The sequence below is a fragment of the Mesorhizobium quangtriensis genome (assembly GCF_040081925.1).
Taxonomy (GTDB): domain Bacteria; phylum Pseudomonadota; class Alphaproteobacteria; order Rhizobiales; family Rhizobiaceae; genus Mesorhizobium_K; species Mesorhizobium_K quangtriensis.
The window spans coordinates 621,633-638,920 of the sequence record NZ_JBEBMF010000003.1 but is presented as its reverse complement, the minus strand read 5'-3'; the positions used below and the strand labels follow the sequence as shown (position 1 = coordinate 638,920).

10 protein-coding genes are annotated in these 17,288 nt (G+C 63.9%); 4 read left to right on the top strand and 6 right to left on the bottom strand.

The genetic code is table 11. The features are described from left to right. Window positions 1-93: 93 nt before the first annotated feature. Complete coding sequence (locus ABMA32_RS18860; protein WP_349015324.1) at window positions 94-6,720, top strand: kinesin; 6,627 nt, start codon at window positions 94-96, stop codon at window positions 6,718-6,720. A 179-nt stretch (window positions 6,721-6,899) separates the two neighbouring features. Continuing rightward, window positions 6,900-7,307 carry a DUF930 domain-containing protein gene (locus ABMA32_RS18855; protein WP_349015323.1) on the top strand — a complete coding sequence of 136 codons (408 nt, stop codon included), beginning with the start codon at window positions 6,900-6,902 and terminating at the stop codon, window positions 7,305-7,307. Window positions 7,308-7,384: 77 nt separating this feature from the next. Here the strand turns inward: ABMA32_RS18855 and ABMA32_RS18850 are convergent, their stop codons facing one another. The 4 genes from ABMA32_RS18850 to ABMA32_RS18835 form a co-directional block, all read right to left on the bottom strand. Further along, entirely contained in the window at window positions 7,385-7,981 is a 597-nt protein-coding gene (locus tag ABMA32_RS18850) for an ABC-type transport auxiliary lipoprotein family protein (protein ID WP_349015322.1), read from the bottom strand. 76 nt (window positions 7,982-8,057) lie between these two features. Continuing rightward, window positions 8,058-9,431, bottom strand: coding sequence for an MlaD family protein (locus tag ABMA32_RS18845; RefSeq protein WP_349015321.1), 1,374 nt, complete (start codon window positions 9,429-9,431; stop codon window positions 8,058-8,060). Between the two features lie 24 nt (window positions 9,432-9,455). Next, on the bottom strand, window positions 9,456-10,274 hold the full coding sequence (locus ABMA32_RS18840; RefSeq protein WP_349015320.1) for an ABC transporter ATP-binding protein: 819 nt from the start codon (window positions 10,272-10,274) through the stop codon (window positions 9,456-9,458). A gap of 10 nt (window positions 10,275-10,284) precedes the next feature. Then, complete coding sequence (locus ABMA32_RS18835; RefSeq protein WP_349015319.1) at window positions 10,285-11,460, bottom strand: MlaE family lipid ABC transporter permease subunit; 1,176 nt, start codon at window positions 11,458-11,460, stop codon at window positions 10,285-10,287. A gap of 78 nt (window positions 11,461-11,538) precedes the next feature. Between ABMA32_RS18835 and dgcA the strand changes: the two genes are divergently transcribed. Then, on the top strand, window positions 11,539-12,522 hold the full coding sequence (gene dgcA / locus ABMA32_RS18830) for an N-acetyl-D-Glu racemase DgcA (protein ID WP_349015318.1): 984 nt from the start codon (window positions 11,539-11,541) through the stop codon (window positions 12,520-12,522). Here the strand turns inward: dgcA and ABMA32_RS18825 are convergent. Both ABMA32_RS18825 and ABMA32_RS18820 read right to left on the bottom strand, forming a co-directional pair. Further along, window positions 12,474-13,718: an MFS transporter gene (locus ABMA32_RS18825; protein ID WP_349015317.1), complete on the bottom strand. Its 1,245-nt coding sequence runs from the start codon at window positions 13,716-13,718 to the stop codon at window positions 12,474-12,476. The genes dgcA and ABMA32_RS18825 overlap by 49 nt on opposite strands. Before the next feature lie 251 nt (window positions 13,719-13,969). Continuing rightward, a complete protein-coding gene (locus tag ABMA32_RS18820; protein ID WP_349015316.1) occupies window positions 13,970-14,815 on the bottom strand; it encodes a UDP-2,3-diacylglucosamine diphosphatase in 846 nt (281 codons plus the stop codon). Window positions 14,816-14,965: 150 nt separating this feature from the next. Between ABMA32_RS18820 and ABMA32_RS18815 the strand changes: the two genes are divergently transcribed. Beyond that, on the top strand, window positions 14,966-17,287 hold the full coding sequence (locus ABMA32_RS18815; protein WP_349015315.1) for an NADP-dependent malic enzyme: 2,322 nt from the start codon (window positions 14,966-14,968) through the stop codon (window positions 17,285-17,287). The last annotated feature ends 1 nt before the right edge of the window (window position 17,288 follow it).

Genomic DNA, 17,288 nt, shown 5'->3' with positions numbered 1-17,288 from the left:
TACGATACGGCGGGTCCATAAAAAGCCTCGCGTGCGGACATTTCTGTGCCAGATCATGGCGTTCGCTCGCATTGAGTAGAGGGTAAAGGCGTCATGGCGAAGAATCCCACCAGGACTATCGAAAACGATGTCTCGCGCGAACTTGAAAGCGCACTCGATTTGGATTTCGCAGAAACGCGCAGCCGGGAAGACACCGTCGCCTCGATGGACGATCTGGAAGCCCAGATCTCCCAGGCAGCCGACGAACTGGTGCGCGAGGGCCGCGGACGGCAGGCTGCCGCTCCTGCTCCGTCGGCTGACGACTTCCGCTCGGACCGCATGGTCGACAGTTCCTATGACCGCCCCGTTGACCGGAACCTTGATCGGCCCGTGGACCGCCCGGTAGAGCGCCCTGCGGCGGCGAATCAGCCGGCGAGCTTTGCTCCGGCCAACGACGACCGCCAGAAGAACTTCAGCTCAGCGTTCAATGGCCTGAACAAGCGCCCATCGAGCACTGTCTATTGGATCGCCGCCGGCCTGTCCGTGCTGTGGCTCGGTGCAGCCGCCCTCGTGGCGGATCGCCTCTTCCCCGGCTTGCTGCAGTCCGGCACGTCCGCCGTTTCCCGCCCCGAATTCATGATGTTCGCTGTTGGCGCCCTCCTCCCAATCGTCCTCATCTGGGCTTTTGCGTCGATGGTTCGCCGCGCGCAGGAAATGCGGCTGGCCGCGCAGTCGATGACCGAAGTCGCCTTCCGCCTCTCCGAGCCGGAAAACCTGGCGCAGGACCGCGTCATGATGGTCGGTCAGGCCGTCCGCCGCGAAGTTGCGGCCATGGGCGAAGGCATTGAGCGCACGCTGGCGCGTGCCGTCGAGTTGGAAACGCTCGTCCATACCGAGGTCAACCAGATCGAGCGCTCCTATTCCGAGAACGCCGCGCGCATCCGGGCGCTGGTCGACGGTCTGGGCAGCGAGCGCGAAGCGGTCGTTACCCACGCGGAGCGCGTTCGCGCCTCGATCACCGGCGCCCACGAGACGCTACGCGACGAGATCGGCCAGGCTTCCGACATCATCCGCGATTCGATCCTGAACGCTTCGACCAACCTGTCGATGACGATCACCAATTCAGGCGACACACTGATCGACCGCATCAACGAAAGCGGCATGCACCTCTTCGATTCGATGGATTCGCGCGTCGACTCGATCACGGACCGCCTGACGACGTCGGGCGAGGCCTTCGCCAGCCTGCTCGATACCCGTATCGCCAAGCTGACCGACTCCACCGACAACCTCACCCGCTCGCTAACCGACCTTCTGGACGACCGCACGTCGGGCATGGTGTCGCTGCTCGGCGGCGCGGCCCGCACGCTCAGCTCCGAGTTCGAAGCCAGCCTGAACAGCATCGAGCGCACGCTTTCCGAGCGTGGCCAGGGCCTTATCAGCGAGTTCGAAACGCGCGCCCATGCTCTCGACACCGGGACCGCCAAACTCAACGCCGCCTTGGAAGCCCGCGCCCGCCAGATCAACGAGACGCTGGTCGAGCGCGCCAAGGAAATCGCCAGCACCTTCATCGAGGGCAAGGAAACCCTGTTCGGCATGATCGACGAGGGCAAGTCGCGCATCGGCGCCGAAATGTCCGACATCGTGCAGTCGACCTCCTCGATGCTGGAATCGCGCGCGACCGACTTTGCCGGCCGCCTCGACCATGCGCGCCACGTCGTGTCGCGCGCCTTCGATGCCGACATCCAGCGTCTCACCGAAGCGCGCTCGGGTATCGAGCACGCCGTCGAGAACCATACCCGCAAGCTGTCGGAAAGCCGCGACCGCATGGCCGCCGCCCTGCAGTCCGACCTCGCCCGTTTTGCCGAGGGCCGCGCCTCCATCGACGCCGCCGTCGGCTCGCAGGTTCAGAAGCTCGCCGAAGGCCGCAACATGCTGTCGCGGGCGCTCGAAGAGGACCTGCGCAAGATCAACGACCAGCGCGCTTCGATCGACGCCGCGCTCGGCAGCCAGCTCGAAAGGCTCTCGCAGAGCCGCGACAGCCTTTCGAAGATCCTCTCGGAAGACTCGCAGAAACTTGCGCAAACCCGCATTTCCATTGATGAAATGGTTGCCGGCCATGTCGCGAAGCTTGCGGAAGGCCGCAACATCCTCTCCCGTGCCCTAGACGCCGACCTCGGCAAGCTGGCCGAGACACGCGGCAACATCGACGGCATCGTCGCAGCGCAGGTGGAGAAGCTGGCGGAAGGCCGCGACATCCTCTCGCGCGCCCTCAAGGCCGACCTGTCGGCCATCGACAACCTTGTCGAAAGCCAGATCCAGAAGTTCGCCGACGGCCGCAACTCCATCGCCAATGTGCTGGAGAGCGACGTCAACAAGCTGAAGGAAGGCCGCCAGGTCGTCGAAGACATGGTCGCCGAACAGCTGAAGCGGCTCGACCGCGGACGCGAGACGCTGGCGCAGGCGCTCGAAGCCGACATCGCCGGCATCAACGGGCTGCTCGAAACGCATGTCGAGAAGTTCGCCGAAGGCCGTGCCGGCTTGACCAGGGCCCTTGAGACCGACCTGTCCAAGCTGGCCGAGAGCCGCGCCAACATCGACACGATCGTCGCCAGCCAAGTGGAGAAACTGGCCGAAGGACGCGACATCCTGAAGCGCGCCCTCGAAGTCGACCTCAACAAGATCTCCGAAGCCCGGGGCGAGGTCGATGCGCTCGTCGCAAGCCATGTCGAGAAGATTTCGGATGGCCGCAGCGTGCTCACCGACGCGCTCAAGGCCGATCTGGAAAAGCTCGACAACACCCGCGCTACGATCGACAACTTCATCTCCGGGCAGGTACAGAAATTCGCAGAGGGCCGCGATGTCCTGACCAAGGCGCTGGAAGACGATCTCGCCAAGCTGGCGGAAAGCCGCTCGAACATCGACGGCCTCGTTGCCGGCCAGGTGGAGAAGCTGGCGCAGGGCCGTGACATCCTTACCCGCGCCTTGCAGGCTGACCTCGAGAAACTGAACGACGCCCGCGACATCGTGGACGGACTTGTCGCCGCTCAGGTTCAGAAGATCGCAGAAGGCCGCGACACGCTTTCCAAGGCGTTGCAGGCCGACCTGCAGAAGGTCGCAGAAGGCCGCGCAGCGTTTGACGACGTGGTAAACGGCCATGTCGCGCGACTGGCTGAAGGACGCGACGCGATGGCAGTCGCTCTCGACTCCGATCTCGGCAAGCTTTCCGAGGCGCGCCGCGAAATCGATACGGCGATCGCTGCCCATATCGAGATCATCGCCGGCAAGCGCGTCGATATCTCCCAGGCCGTCGCGGCCGACGTGGAGAAGATCGAGGAAGCCTTCCGTCGCCAAACCGGCGTCATCGAAGAGCGCACCGGCACCATGGAGCGCGCCCTCAATCTCGGCGTCGACAATGTCCGCTCCGTGCTGGAGAAGAGCGCCGTCACGGTGGCCGGCGCCCTGCGCGACAAGGTTCTGGAAGTGACGAACACGCTGAACGAGCAGGCCGGCAACGCGTTTGCAGAGGCCGACAAGCGGATGGCAGAGCGTGCGGATGCGACCTCGAGCGCTCTCCTCGCCCGGGTCGATGACATTGCCAAGGCGTTCAGCGAGGCGGACAGCAAGATCGCCGCCCGCACCGAAGCCACGTCGAGCGCGCTGCTCGCCCGCAGCGAGGAAGTTGCCGGACTTGTGTCGACCCGCGCCGAGGAAATCGCCCGCGTACTGGACGAATCCGACCAGCGGCTGGCGGCGCGAGCCAAGGACACGTCGCTTGCCCTCGTCGCCCATGGCGACGAGATCGCCAACCGCATGGCCAGCCGCGCCGAGCAGATTTCGCGCGCCTTCGACGAGGCCGACCAGCAGCTCGTCGCCCGCGCCATGGAGACGGTTGGTTCGCTTGCGGCCCGCGCCGGCGACATCGTGCGCAATTTCGACGACGCCGACCAGCGGCTCGGCATGCGTATCAGCGAATCCGCCGATGCGCTGGCCACCCGCGCCTCGGAACTCGGTCGCATCTTCGACAAGGCCGACGAGAAGCTCGTTTCGCGCATCGCGGACGGTGCAGAGAAGCTGGAATTGCGTGCTGGCGAACTCGGCCGCATCTTCGACGAGGCCGACCAGCGCCTTGCCGATCGAGTCGCCGACAGCGCCGCGACGCTTGGCACCAAGGCCGGCGAGATCATCTTCAACTTCGAGGAAGCCGACAAGCGCATCTCCGATCGCGTCGCGGAAACCGCAAGCGTGCTTTCAAACCGCGCCGTCGAAATTGGCAATGTCTTTGCCGCTGTCGACCGTCAGGTCGCATCCCGCGTCGACGACACCACGCAGGTTCTGTCGACCCGCGCACTCGAGGTCAGCAACCTCTTCGACGACGCCGAACGCAGGCTCGCCGCCAAGATCGGCGAGAGCGCGATGGCGATCGGCGAGCATGCGGAAAGTGTCGTCAGCGCCTTCGCCGACACCGAGAAGCGGATCGTCGCACGAGTAGAGCAGACCTCTGCCGAGCTTGAGGCCCGTGCCCGGACCATCGACGACACCCTGACGATCGCGGATGAACGCCTCTCGGCTGGCGCACAGGCTGTCGCCGCCCGCGTCAACGCCCATGTCGAGGATGCAGAAAACCGCCTGGCGGCCGGCGCCATCACCATGGGCGAAAAGCTTGGCGAACAGGTCGCGCACGCCGAGCAGCAGCTCATCGAGCGCGCGAACGTAATTTCCGAGACTTTCGCCGCTGTTGGCCAGCATATCGGTCAGAGCACGAACGAAGCCGCGCGCACAATCGGCAGCAACACCCGCGAGCTCAACGCCATGCTGGCCGAGCGTTCCGCCGAGATCACGCGCATCCTCGACGAGACGGCACGTCCGCTCGTCGACCGCTTCGGCCAGACCGGCAATGAACTGGCACAGACGCTGGAAGATGTGACCGCCCGTACGGCGGAACGTCTCCAGACCGAAGGGCAGTCTCTCGTTCAGGCGTTGGCAAACCGTACCGCCGAAACGCTGCACGCTGTCGAACAGGTCACCGCCCGTTCGACGGAACGCCTGCAGCTCGGCAGCCAGGAACTGGTCGGCACGCTGGCAAACCGGACGGCGGAAACGCTGCAGGCCGTCGAGGACGTGACCGCCCGTTCGACGGAGCGCCTGCAGCTTGGCAGCCAAGAACTCGTCGATACTCTTGCAAGCCGTACGACAGAGACCGTCAATGCGGTTGAGAGCATCTCCCAGCGGACGGCCGAAAAGCTGCGTGCGGAGAACCAGGCTTTGGTCAACGCGCTCGCCAACCGCACGGCCGAGACCCTTTCGGCAGTAGATGGCGCGCGCTCCAGCCTTGCTGACGGCGTACACGGCCTGATCGAAAGGCTCGCCGAGTCGAGCAACCAGCTCAACGGCCTGATCGAGACGGCCGCGGCCAACCTGTCCAATGTCGACGAGCGCCTCACCAACAGCACGCAGACCTTCGCCGCCAGCACCGACAAGGCCGCGCAGACCTTTGCGAGCAGCGCCCGTCTGGTCGATCAGAACACCAACCGCCTGACGGAGCTGTCTTCCAACACGCTGCGTGAGGTGGCGGGTATAGCCACCAAGTTCGAGGCGCACAGCAAGCTTCTGTCCAGCGCATCGGACCTGCTGAGCTCGGCCCAGAACAACCTCGAACAGACGCTTGAGCGGCAGTCGTCGCTTGAAGATCTGGCAGTTGGCCTGGTCAAGAAGTCGGAAGACCTCGAACGCGTCATGCGCTCCTTCGAGAACCTTGTCGGCAACGCCATGCAGAAGGCCGAGGGCCGGACGCTGGAGTCGACCGAGAAGATGCGCAACGCCTTCGCCGACCTCATCGAATCGGCCACCACGCGCTTCAGCGGGGCGACCGAGGACATGCGCCGCGCGGCACAGGGCATCCGTGCCGAGCTGGAAGAGACACGCGCCGAGATCAAGAAGGGCGTTCTGGACCTGCCGATGGAAGCAAAGGAATCTTCAACGGCGATCCGTCGCGCCGTCAGCGAGCAGATCAACGCGTTGAAGGAACTGTCTGCAATCGTCGCCAAGTCTGGCCGCAACTCGGACGTTTCCGAGGCGCGTGCGATGGCTCGCCCGGCGCCGGCCGCTCCGGCCCGTCCCGCACCGGCGGCACAGGCTCCGCGTCCTGCTGCTCCGGCGACCGCTCCGCAGCCCCAGGCTCCGCAGGCGGCACCGCGTCGCCCAGCCGCTCCGCCTGCCGCTCCCGCGGCTCCCGCCCGCGCCACAACGGTAACGGCGGAAGCTCCGGCGCAGCGTCGCGATACGGCAGCGCCGCAGGGTGGCTGGGTTCGCGACCTTCTGCAGGGCGCCTCTCGCGAGGATGCCCCGGCTGCCGTCGCCGAAGCCCCGCGTCCTGCCCCGACCCAGCGCTCGCCGCTGCAGGTCGTGGAGTCGCTCAACTCGCTGTCTGTCGATATTGCGCGCGCCATCGATCACGATGCCTCGATCGAGTTGTGGGACCGCTATCGCCGCGGCGAGCGCGATGTCTTTACCCGCCGTCTTTACACGCTGAAGGGTCAGCAGACGTTCGACGACATCCGTCGCAAATACCAGCAGGACGGTGAGTTCCGCGTCGCCGTGGACCGCTACTGCGAGGACTTCGAGCGGCTGTTGAAGGACGTCGCCCGCAGCGACAAGGACAACACCATGACGCAGACCTACCTGACGTCTGATACCGGCAAAGTCTACACCATGCTGGCCCATGCCTCGGGCCGCCTGCGGTAAGCCTCAACGGAAGCTTTTTTACAAAAGAGGCGGGGTGATCTCCCGCCTTTTTTGTTGGCGTGAAGGTATGCATGTGGCGCAGGTTCATTCCAAACGGGCTTGGGTTGATGGCATTGGTGACCCTCCAGTAGCGTCCGCTCCAGTTTTCCGAAGCACGGAATTCAAGGTGGGTCTGTTGAATGCAAACACTTCGCAACAGTTTCGTCTGGTCGCTTGTCTCGATGGCGATCGCCGCGCCCACCAGCGTTTTTGCGTATGACCAAAAGCTGCAACAGCAGTTCGAGCAACTCGATCCTGAAACACGTCTCGAACAGGTGTGCGACAGCGCCGTGATGGATGCGGTGAACCAGCAGGTTCCGTCCATGCGAGCCGATCGCGTGATCGCCTATACGTTTAAGAACCCGACAATAGACGGCAACGAAATCGTCGCTCCGGGAGCGTCTATCCGGGGCCAGGGAAAGAAGTGGTTCCACATCAGCTTTCTTTGCCAGACAGGGCCGAAGCACCTGCACGCCCATGAACTCAGCTATGAATTAGGCGCTGAAATCCCCAGAGATGAGTGGGAAGACCACAATCTATTCGACTGACGCTTTAGCTGTCAGTCAGCCCTGCATCGCCGACCAACCGGTGTGAGATGCGCATGCACCATTCACACGAATCCCGGTTAGAGCAGCTTCGCCGTCCACTCGACGATCTCGATCGCCGCTTGTCCGAACGCCGCGTCCAGCGCCGCGACATAGCCGGAATTGCCTGACCCGGTAACAGGAGCGGTCGCTGTAAACACCTTCTCGGAACGGATGACGCCGTTGCGGTCATTGAGCAGGCGCACGAACAACTCGACCTCCGCCCGCTGCGCGCCCTGCACGTTGATCTGGAAGGAGCGCACCTCGATAACGACCTGATAGTCGATCGCCAGCCCCTCGCCCGGCCTGCCCACGCCCCTGAACTGGCCGGAGCGTTGGAAAGTATCAGCCAGCCGCGCCTGAACGATCTTCGGCAGCCGGTCGGCCCATTGCGCGCCTTTGAGGTACTGGATGTTCCCGGGTGCCGGCGAAATGACGATGTTCTGGCCGTCGAGAGCCTTGAGCGCCGACGGCTCGGCGATCAGGATCTGCCTGTAGCTGCGCCCGCGCGTTTGCGCCTCGACGACGGGCGTCGTCAGTTCGAAGGTGTCCAGCGGCTTCGAGCCGCCCAGCAGGGCGCATCCCGACAACAGGAGCGAAAGGCCCACGGCGGCCGATATCTGCCTCACAAGTCTCAAACCCCGTCCCCGCAACCACGCCGCGCCGTGGCAGGCGATCCCTCGCCTCGAGTCATGCGGACCCAAGCCGGCAAAGTCAACGCCGCATCCGCCCGTCATACTGGCGCACGCTGCCGTCTCCACCGGTTATTATGCGCTGCGGATTGCGTTCGAGGTCGGTCACCGCGCGTTCGATGCGGTTGATCGAGCGGCGCGCGTCCTGCACCAGCGCGTCGACATCCTGCAGGCCGGAGCCGGAGAAGCGCGCCAGATTGTCCATGATGCCGCCAAGCCTGGCGTTCAGTGTGTCGGCGACCTGCTTGAACGATTTCAGCGTCTCGCCGGCCTGCGCCATCACGCCTTGCGCGTCGCCAGAGCCCAGCAAGCTGTCCACCTTGGCGAGAATGCCGTCCACCCGCGTCGAGGCGGCATTCAGTCGGCCGGAAATCTCGCGGGCGTCGCTGATGACCTTGTCGATATCCGCGGCGCGCGGGCTGAGCTTGGTGGTAAAGGCGGCTATGTCGGAGGCTGCCTTGTCTGCGCTGGCGCTGGCCTTGGCGATGTTGTCGAGCGTTGTGCGCACAGTCTCCGGGTTGACGCCGTCGATGACGCCATCGACCTTGGTCAGCGTCTGCTCGGCCTGCTTGGCGAAGCCGTTTATCTGTGCAACGGCCTGGTCGATACCGGTGACAATGCCGTCGAAGCGCGCGCTCTGCTGCTTCAGGTCCGCGGTAAAGCCCTCGACGTTCGCGACGATGCTCTTGATCTTCTCAGGATCGACCGAATTCAGCAGGTTCTCGGCGGCCTTGATCGTGCCGTCCAGCTTACCGGCAAAGCCCTGCAACTCTTCCGCCACCGCCGTGACGCTGGACAGGAAGTTGTCGATGCCATCAGAATTGTCGGCCAGAGCCTTCGAGAACGTCTCGACGTTCTTAGCCGTCTGTGTCAGCGGACCGCGTACGTCGCGGGTGAAGGTCTCCAGATCGTTCAGCACGTTGTCCGCGCGCTTGAAGATATCCTGCGCCGTTTGCAGGAGATTGGTCACGGCGGACGGATTGGCGGTTATTTCGGCAACCGTGCCGTTCTGTTCGGCCTCGTCGAGAAGGTTGGGCTCGGTAGGTCCGGCGCCGCGCAGTTCGATATTGGCCTGGCCGGTCAGGCCTGCGATGCCGACATCGGCCTGCGTCGACTTGGTGATCGGCGTCAGGCGGTCGACTTCGGCATCTGCAATCGCCACCGTCGGGTTCAGCACGTCGATATAGACGCGCCTGATGTCACCAACCTTGACCCCGTTGAACAGTACAGCGCTGCCGCGTCCGAGACCCGAAGCAGAGCCCGGAATGCGTATGCGCAGTTGGGTCGTTTCGCCACGATCGCCGATACCGGAGGCCCAGTAAACGAACACAAACGCCGAGACGATCGCAATCAGCGTGAAGATGCCGACAATGACGTAGTTGGCTCTGGTTTCCATTCCGTCCCTAGTTTTTCACGGCCCCTAGTCCCTTGCGGAAAGGTCGAGTTGCCGCGCCCGCTTGCCCCTGAAATAGGATTTCACCCAGGGTTCCTCGCTCTCCAGCATGTCGGCGATGGTGCCCTGTACCAGCACCCGCTTCTTGCCCAGCACCGCAACCCGGTCGCAGATCGAGAACAGGCTGTCGAGGTCGTGAGTCACCATGTAGACGGTCAGCCCCATCGTGTCGCGCATCTTGACGACAAGTTCATCGAATTCCGATGCGCCGATGGGATCGAGGCCGGATGTCGGCTCATCGAGAAAGACGATTTCGGGGTCGAGCGCCAGCGCCCGCGCAAGCGCCGCGCGCTTGATCATGCCGCCCGACAGTTCGCTCGGATATTTGCGCGCCGCATCGGCAGGCAGGCCCACCAGTTCAATCTTGAGGAGCGCCAGTTCGTCCATCAGGGATTGGGGCAGGTCCAGATATTCCCGCATCGGAACCTGGATGTTTTCCATGACCGTAAGTGCCGAAAACAGCGCGCCGAACTGGAACAGCACGCCGACGCGCATGTCGAGGCGCATGCGCTCCGCCTCGTCCGCCTTGTCGAGGTCGATCCCAAAAAGCTGGATCGTTCCGGCCTGCTTCTTGTTGAGGCCAAGCACTGTGCGCAACAGCACGGATTTGCCGGCGCCCGACGCGCCGACAAATCCCATGATTTCACCTCGTTTCACGTCGAGCGACAGCTTGTCGAGGATCACCTTTTCGCCGAACGCCACGGTCACGTCGCGCACGGAGAGGATGACGTCCGCCGCGTCCTGCGCCTGCGTTTCGGTTCTCTCGATCTCGGCTGCTTCGCTCATGCCATCGATCCTAGAAGTCGATTGCCGCGTAAAATACGGCAAACGCGCCATCGAGGATGATGACGACGAAGATAGACTTCACGACGGACGCTGTGACCCGCTGTCCGAGTGATTCCGCGCTGCCGCCGACCTTGAGGCCCTCGACCGCGCCGATGATGCCGATGATCAGCGCCATGAACGGCGCCTTGATGAGGCCCGCGAAGATTGTGGATACGTCCACGGCCAGCCTCAGGCGATCGATGAACTGGATTGGCGGGATGTCAGAATAGAACCAGGAGACAAGGATGCCGCCGCCGAGCGCGGCGAAATTCGCAAGGACCGTCAGGCATGGCAGCGCGACCACGAGCGCCACCAGCCTCGGAAACACCAGAACGCCGACCGGGTTGAGCCCGATCACCTTCAGCGCATCGACCTCCTCGCGCATCTTCATCGAGCCGATCTCGGCGGTGATGGCGCTTCCCGAGCGGCCGGCGATCATGATCGCCGTCATCAGCACGCCAAGCTCGCGCAGCACGAGGATGCCGACCAGATCGACCACGAATATGTCGGCGCCGAAATAGGAAAGCTGGTAAGCGCCCTGCTGGGCAACGATGGCTCCCACGATGGCCGACATCAGCACGACCACCGGAATGGCGCCTATGCCCATGCGGTCGATCTGCGAGAAGATGGCTGCGAAGTTGATGCCGTGCCCACGGCCGAGCTTCATCTGGCCGCCGCGTATCGTGGCGCCGAGAATGTTCATCGCCGCCAGGAAGTCCTTGCGCATCTCGTCGACGCCGCGCCCCAAGGCTTCCAGGAAAGAGACGATAAGGTTGGGACGGGCAGCCTTGCGAGAATCGCCCGGACGATCCGTCGCGTCAGCCACAGCAGAAAGCAGGATGCCCGCAACATCGGTCTGTCCGCGTATCTGCGCTTCCCTGCCTTTTGCCCGCGCTGCCGCCGTGAGACGCTGGATCAGCCAGGCCCCGGCCGTGTCCAGCCGTCCGATGGCGGACATGTCGATCACGAGTGGGCCGCTTCCGCCTTTTCCGGCGATATCGCGCATAGCCTTGTCCACGATGGCGACACGGCGGGTCGTCCAGTTGCCGGACAGCCGGCAGACCGTCGTGCCGGCCTCCTCGCTCGTCTCGATGCGCGGATCGAGGTCGTCGCCGATTTTGGCTTGCCTGCGGGCGTTGATAAGCATGATGAATCGTCTTAACCGGTCGAGCAACGGCTGTCGATTTTGCAGCGACGCGTTCGGCGTTTTCCGGAGACTTTATCCATGAAGCGTGTCCTTTCTGTTGTTGAGGAACGTTTTCCTATCGCTGGTGCGTTCACGATATCGCGTGGAACGAAGACCGAGGCCGAGGTCATAACCTGCACGATTTCGGACGGCGCGAGCGTCGGGCGCGGCGAGTGCGTCCCCTACAAGCGCTATGGCGAGACCACGGATGACGTCCGCGCGGCGATCGAGGCCGTTTCCCAAACCGTTGCTTCTGGAATCGATCGTAAGCAGCTGACAGGCATCATGAAACCTGGCGCAGCGCGTAATGCCGTCGATTGCGCCTTGTGGGATCTGGAGGCCAAACAGACGGGCGTTCGTGTTGCGCAACGCCTTGGCGCAGTTGCTCCATTGCCCCTTGAAACAGCCTATACCCTGTCGCTCTCCACGCCTGAGGCGATGGCGGCCCAAGCACGCCAGAACCGGGGGCGACTGCTCCTTAAGGTCAAGATCGGCGGCGAAGGCGACATCGAGCGCATCCGCGCGGTCCGGGAGGCCGCGCCCGCGAGTCGCCTGATCCTCGACGCTAACGAGGGTTGGAGCGAGGAAAACATCGAGCGCAATCTGGCGGTAGCCGCAGAACTCGGCATCGCCCTGATCGAGCAGCCCCTGCCCGCCGGCCATGACACGCTCCTTGCGCAGATCGCGCGGCCGGTCCCGATCTGCGCAGACGAGAGCGTCCATACCGCGGAAGGGCTGGAACAGCTCGTCGGGCTCTACGACGCCATCAACATCAAGCTCGACAAGGCCGGCGGCCTGACCGCCGCGATCGCGCTTCGCGACCGGGCGCGGGAACTCGGCTTCTCGATCATGGTCGGCTGCATGGTCGGCACGTCGCTGGCCATGGCTCCCGCAGTCCTGCTGGCTCAGGGCGCTGACTTCGTCGATCTTGACGGGCCGCTCTTACTGGCGCGGGATCGCGATCCCGGCCTGACCTATGACGGTTCGATGGTGTCGCCGCCTACACCCGATTTGTGGGGGTGATTGCGCTGGCTGAGTGACGCGGCGGCGATCAGCGCCAGCCCCAGCGCCGCCACGACCGCCATTACATAGAAGCCGTCTATGCCGAGGCGCTCATAGAGCGGCCCTGAGCCGAGCGTCACCACGGCCATCGAGAACCCGACCGCGAAGAAGGCGACGCCCTGCGCCGCGCCGGTGCGTTCTTCCGGCACCGTCTCGCTGATCATCTTCTGGAGGCCGATCAGCAGCAATCCTGTCGAAAGTGCGTGCAGGCTTTGCACAACGAAAAACCCGAACACCCCGAGGCCTGCCGGCTCGATCAGCGGATAGGCGAGCCACCGCAGGATCGCCGCAAATCCTGCGATCATCATCACCGTGGTCGCCGAGACCCTGCCCAGAATCCTGTTGAAGACCAGAAAGGCGACGACTTCGGCAACCACTGCCCATGCCCACAGCGCCCCGATCGTGGTGTCGCCGAGACCTATGCCCTTCCAGTAGATTGAGACAAAGGCAAACATGAAGCCGTGGCTGGCATTGATGATGCCGGTTCCGGCGACGAACAGCATGAAATAGAGTCCGAATAGCCTTGTGCTGGACGCCAGAACGGCCGCTCCGGCAACGCCCGCCGGACGACGGGGCGGCCCGAGGCGGGGAGCCAGGAATGCGGCGATGCATGCAATCGCCAGCCCGGTCGAAATCATAGCCGGAACGGCCAGCGCGCTCAAAACTGACAGGATGGCGCCACCAACCACGCTTGCCAACAGGAACGCCAGTGATCCCCAGATGCGCATGGCGGTGTAGCTGGAGCGGAAGCGCCTTACCCCCGACAGCGCCAGCGAATCCGTCAACGGTACCTGCGGAGCCCAGACGATTGCCAGCAGCACCGAGATCGCCAGCACGACGCCATAGCTTGCGGGCACGAAATAGCCGAGTGAAAGCGCCAACGAAGCCAGGCTGACGGCGACCAGGATGTTGGCGCGGTCCCTCGCCCGGTCGGCCATCGCCGAAATCACCGGCGTCGTGATCACGCGCACGAACATCGGCGCAGCAAGGATCACGCCGATCTGCTCCGCATTGAAGCCCTCCGCCTCCAGCCACAGCGGAAAATAGGGCAGATGGATGCCCAGCGAGGCAAAGATCGCGCCGTAGATAAGGGATATGCGCAGTTCGAAGCCTGGTGGCTTGATCCGTTGCTCAGGCTGCAGGGGCGGCAGTGACATGAAGGAAGGGCGCTCCGGCCGGTACCGCCCGGAATCGTCGCCGAGGGATTTGCCCGACTACCACGGCTTCCTTTTTCGCGGAACTGGCTGGACCAACCGTTGCCGGCGTTTGCGGCAGGCTTGCGCCACCGAGAACGCCAAGCCGTTCGCCGCGCGCGTCGGCGGGGCGGATTGTACGCTGCCTTGCTGACTCAGGATTGATGCGATGGTGCATCGCCGCCACATGTCGTTCTTCGATTGATCCTGGAGTCTCAGGCGGCTTCGACCGCCCGTCCGGTTGCCTTAGCCTGCACGCGTCCGTCAATCAGGACGGGAACGAACTTGTCGGCCGGAGTCGCCGTCTCAGACCGGACATGTGGCCATTGGATGATCTCCATGCGCCCGTCGAAATGCTCGACAACCGCGGTGCAGCTTTCGACCCAGTCACCGGTGTTGATGTAGCTGACGTCGCCAAACGTCTCCATCGCCGCGTGATGGATGTGGCCGCAGATGACGCCGTCGACCTCGGACCGGCGTGCTTCGTCGGTCAGCACCTCCTGGAACGCCCCGATGAAGTTCACGGCCTGCTTCACCTTCACCTTGGCCCATGAGGAGAGCGACCAGTAGGGAAGGCCCATCGCCCTTCGCACGCGGGCAACGACCCTGTTGGCGAACATGGCGAATTCGTAGGCGCGGTCGCCGAGATAGGCCAGCCAGCGCGCGTTCACGACCACCGTGTCGAACTGGTCGCCGTGGATGATCAGATAGCGCTTGCCGTCCGCGCCGACATGGATAGCGCGGTCGGCGACGACGATGCCGCCGAAATGGGTCCCCTGGAACATCCGCAGGAACTCATCGTGGTTGCCTGCGATGTAGGTGATGTTCACGCCCTTGCGGGCTTGGCGGAGCAGCTTCTGGACGACGTCGTTGTGGAGTTGCGGCCAATGCCAGGTGCGGCGCAGCCGCCAGCCATCGACGATGTCCCCGACCAGAAAGATGGTCTCCGCCTCGTGGTGGCGCAGGAAGTCGATTAGAAACTCGGCTTTCGCAGCCCTCGAACCGAGATGGACGTCTGAAATAAAGAGGGTCCGGTACTGCTGGGTGGCGTTGCTCTGCATCTCGGTCAGACCGTTGCGTCTGCGTTGCCTATGCCCAGATTCATGCAACAACAGTGTGACGACACGCCGCCGGGCCGCGCCGGGGCTTGGATTTGGTAACCGAACCGCTTTAGAACGCTGCACAAGCAATGCGGGGGCAAGGGACGCCTGATGGAAACCGACAAGCAGAAGAATGCGCGCCACGACCTCGATCAGGCCGCCCTTTTCTTTCACAAATATCCGACGCCGGGGAAACTGGAGATCCAGGCGACCAAGCCGCTCGGCAACCAGCGCGACCTGGCGCTCGCCTATTCGCCCGGCGTCGCCGCACCCTGCCTCGCCATCCGCGACGATCCGGCCGTTGCCGCCGACTACACCGGGAGGGCCAACCTCGTCGGCGTCGTCTCCAACGGTACTGCGGTGCTCGGTCTCGGCAACATCGGCCCCCTTGCCTCCAAGCCCGTGATGGAGGGCAAGGCCGTCCTGTTCAAGAAATTCGCCAACATCGACGTCTTCGACATCGAGATCGACGCGCCAGACATCGAGCACATGGTCAGCACCATCTCGGCGCTGGAGCCGACTTTCGGCGGCATCAACCTCGAAGACATAAAGGCGCCCGAGTGCTTTGAGGTCGAGGAACGTCTGAAGGCGAAGATGGGCATCCCAGTGTTCCACGACGACCAGCACGGCACCGCCATCATCGTCGGCGCGGCCGTGCTGAACGGGCTGGAACTTGCCGACAAGAAGCTTTCCGAGGTCAAGATCGTCACCTCCGGGGCCGGCGCGGCGGCCATTGCCTGCCTCAACCTGCTGGTGTCGCTCGGCGCGAAGGTCGAGAACATCTGGGTTACCGACCGCTTTGGCGTCGCCTACACGGGCCGCGTCGAGGAAATGGATCGCTGGAAGGATCCGTATGTCAAGGATACCCCGGCGCGGACGCTCGCCGACGTTATCGGCGGTGCCGACGTTTTCCTCGGTCTGTCGGCTGCCGGCGTGCTCAGTGCCGACCTGCTCAAGGACATGGCGGCAAAACCGCTCATCCTGGCGCTCGCGAACCCGACGCCGGAAATCATGCCCGACGCCGCCCGCGAGGCACGCCCCGACGCCATGATCTGCACCGGCCGCTCGGACTTTCCGAACCAGGTCAACAACGTGCTGTGCTTCCCCTACATCTTCCGTGGCGCGCTCGATTGCGGCGCGCGCGCCATCAACGAGGAGATGAAGATGGCCGCCGTGCGCGCCATCGCAGCGTTGGCGCGCGAGGAGCCTTCCGATGTCGCGGCGCGCGCATACGCCGAGGAGACGCCGACCTTCGGGCCGGATTTCCTGATCCCCTCGCCTTTCGATCCGCGCCTGATCCTGAGGATCGCGCCCGCCGTGGCGAAGGCTGCCTGCGACAGCGGCGTCGCCGCACGGCCGATCGAGGATTTCGATGCTTATGTCGACAAGCTGAACCGCTTCGTCTTCCGCTCGGGCCTCGTCATGAAGCCGGTCTTCTCGATTGCCAAGGCGGCGCAGGCCAAGCGCGTCATCTATGCCGACGGCGAGGACGAGCGTGTGCTGCGTGCCGCGCAGGTGGTGCTGGAGGAAGGAATAGCGCTGCCGACGCTGGTCGGCCGCCCGAACGTCATCGACGTCCGGCTCAAGCGCTACGGGCTGCGCATCCGCCCGGGCGTCGATTTCGAGCTGATCAACCCCGAGGATGATCCGCGCTACCGCGCCTATGTCGACCTGCTGATCGAGCTGATGGGCAGGCGCGGCGTCACGCAGGAAGCAGCCCGCCTTATGGTGCGCGGCAATCCGACCGTCATCGCGGCCCTGGCCGTCAAACGCGGCGACGCCGACGCCATGATCTGCGGCCTCGAAGGCCGTTTCGAGCGTCACCTGCGCAACGTCACGTTGATCATCGGCAAGCGCGAACTGGTGCGTGACCGCGACCTCTCGACGCTTTCCATGCTGATCACGCAGCGTGGCGTGATCTTTCTTACCGACACCTATGTCACAGTCGATCCCGACGCCGAGGAAGTCGCCGAAATGACTGTGCTCGCCGCCGAAGCGATCCGGCGCTTCGGCATCGAACCGAAGGCCGCGCTGCTGTCGCTGTCCGACTTCGGATCGCGGGAATCGCCGAGCTCGCGCAAGATGCGCGAGGCCGGCGATATTCTTCGCAAAATCGCGCCAGACCTGCATTTCGATGGCGAAATGCACGCCGACACGGCGCTCTCCGAAATGCTGCGGCAGCGCGTCTACCCGCATTCGAGGCTCAAGGGCGAAGCGAACCTGCTAGTCTTCCCTAACCTCGATGCGGCGAACATCACGCTGACCGCCCTCAAGCAGATGATGGACGCGCTTCACGTCGGACCGATGCTGCTCGGTACGCAAAAGCCGGCGCACATCCTGACGCCTTCGGTGACCTCACGCGGTGTCGTCAACATGACAGCCATTGCCGTCGCAGAGGGTGAGCATCGCAGCCAGGAGTTGTCGCAGACGTGAT

Bases quoted from the DNA above. Each gene is read 5' to 3' on its own strand.
- ABMA32_RS18835 (WP_349015319.1), bottom strand. From the start codon at position 11,460: ATGCTTATCAACGCCCGCAGGCAAGCCAAAATCGGCGACGACCTCGAT.
- ABMA32_RS18820 (WP_349015316.1), bottom strand. From the start codon at position 14,815: ATGCAGAGCAACGCCACCCAGCAGTACCGGACCCTCTTTATTTCAGAC.
- ABMA32_RS18845 (WP_349015321.1), bottom strand. From the start codon at position 9,431: ATGGAAACCAGAGCCAACTACGTCATTGTCGGCATCTTCACGCTGATT.
- dgcA (WP_349015318.1), top strand. From the start codon at position 11,539: ATGAAGCGTGTCCTTTCTGTTGTTGAGGAACGTTTTCCTATCGCTGGT.
- ABMA32_RS18860 (WP_349015324.1), top strand. From the start codon at position 94: ATGGCGAAGAATCCCACCAGGACTATCGAAAACGATGTCTCGCGCGAA.
- ABMA32_RS18815 (WP_349015315.1), top strand. From the start codon at position 14,966: ATGGAAACCGACAAGCAGAAGAATGCGCGCCACGACCTCGATCAGGCC.
- ABMA32_RS18825 (WP_349015317.1), bottom strand. From the start codon at position 13,718: ATGTCACTGCCGCCCCTGCAGCCTGAGCAACGGATCAAGCCACCAGGC.
- ABMA32_RS18840 (WP_349015320.1), bottom strand. From the start codon at position 10,274: ATGAGCGAAGCAGCCGAGATCGAGAGAACCGAAACGCAGGCGCAGGAC.
- ABMA32_RS18855 (WP_349015323.1), top strand. From the start codon at position 6,900: ATGCAAACACTTCGCAACAGTTTCGTCTGGTCGCTTGTCTCGATGGCG.